General features: G+C 41.0%; 2 protein-coding genes. Both read left to right on the top strand.

The genetic code is table 11. The features are described 5' to 3' along the window. A partial coding sequence (locus F6K13_RS31945) for a hypothetical protein (RefSeq protein ID WP_287289714.1) occupies window positions 1-863 on the top strand: 863 nt, incomplete at its 5' end. A gap of 187 nt (window positions 864-1050) precedes the next feature. Then, window positions 1051-1671 (top strand): C39 family peptidase, encoded by a 621-nt coding sequence (locus F6K13_RS31940; RefSeq protein ID WP_287289712.1) that lies wholly within the window; start codon window positions 1051-1053, stop codon window positions 1669-1671. Window positions 1672-1699 lie beyond the last annotated feature (28 nt).

Below are 1699 nucleotides of genomic sequence, written 5' to 3'. Positions count from 1 at the left end.
TGCCAATACTGGAGGATATAAAAGCAGGAATTACTTACAGATTAGATTTTCTTAGAGAAGTTTTGATGGAGGATGTACCAGCCGAATTACAAACCGCAAAAGAATGGTTAAAGGAACTACTAAGAGGTAGCAAAGAGGAGATAGAACAAGCAGCAAATAATTTGGAGACTGTGATTAATGATCCTAACATGACACCACAGCTAAAAGTAGCTAATGCTGACATGATTATTACTAATAATCTTGGTATTAACCAAGTTTTGAGCTATTCAGCAGCACAGTTTGTTGGGCAAAAGATAGCACCAGAGATTCTTAAGGTAGCGATACCCACCGCCGGAGGGCTGACAGTAGCAGGCAACAGTGCAGCACCGTCGTTAATATGGAAGGCAGCAGCATGGAACCCTATGGTAATGGTAGGAGCGACTATAATGATTAGCTGCCTAATACCGGGGTTAGTATGGGGGGATTCGCCAACCAAGCAGAAAGAGAAGGAGAAGGAGCGAGGTTTAGTTTGCCTAGCCTATGTCTATTGCAGGAATAACACCAGTATAGATGACACCTATAGTATTCATAAAGCAGTTATGGTAACTGAGGAGAAGGAATGGATTAAGGATATTCAGGCTATGCGCTTAGAAACTGATGGTACTTGGCCTGAAGAGTTCGGGATTATTTACTCAATAGAGAATGAGCCTATTTGGGGGTACGACTTCGTAGCTGACTCCATCATCGAGGAAGAGGATGAGATTAGGAGGATTTATTTGCAGATGATGGCGCAGAGAGAAGTGTACTATGTACCCGATGCACCATCTACAGCTAAGTATATGTGGTACGCAGAACCGTCAGACGAAAACAGTAAGTACGGCTAGGTTTCTACTAATAAAAACTACATAAATTATTTACAAGCAGACAGTAGAAGCTATAATGAATATATGTTACATGGTCAGCGATTCCTTGGTTTATTTGTAGCCACAAAAAAATAAACCCTCCAAAGTAATATGAGGGTTATGTCTGAAGGTTTGCCTAACAAGTAAACGATAGCACACCTAAAATCTTATGTCAGTTCAAAACACATCAGACGGAATTAAGAAAAACATTGAGCTACCTTACTTATCTCAAACCGACAACAAGTACGAACCGTATACTGCCTGCAACATTACCTGCGTTGCAATGTGCCTCAAAAAATTTGGGATTGTAGGAGATGGCAGCGAAGCTCAGTTAGAAGACCAATTGTATAATAAAGCCCTAGCAAGTAGGTGGAACAGGTTCTCCCCTCAAGGGATAAAAAGCCTGATAGAAAGCTATGGATTAACTGACAGACTGAACACTAACGCTGGTACTCACGATATTTACAAGTCTTTAGATGAAGGTAGACCAGTTATTGCTCACGGTTTCTTTACTGACTCAGGACACATAATAGTCATTAAAGGACATACAGAGAAAGGTCATTTTCTAGTAAATGACCCTTACGGTGACTTGATAGCCAATGGGTGGTACTACGAGGTAAATGATTCTAGCGAACCACACAGAGGGGAAAACTTAATATATAGTAAATGGCTCATTGGTGCAGCCTGTGGAAGTTGGAGTAGTGGGGAAGCAAAGATTTGGTACAAGACAATCAATCACTCAGAGTTAATGTCTATCAACAATATGTGGATACACAGCGTAGGTGTCTAGTGTGGTGTCTAGCAAGTAGTAGACACTA

It is taken from the genome of Okeania sp. SIO2B9, assembly GCF_010672505.1.
GTDB lineage: Bacteria > Cyanobacteriota > Cyanobacteriia > Cyanobacteriales > Microcoleaceae > Okeania > Okeania hirsuta.
This window is presented reverse-complemented; position numbering and strand designations above follow the sequence as displayed.

Coding starts and splice junctions, on each gene's coding strand:
- F6K13_RS31940 (WP_287289712.1), top strand. CDS start 1,051: ATGTCAGTTCAAAACACATCAGACGGAATTAAGAAAAACATTGAGCTA.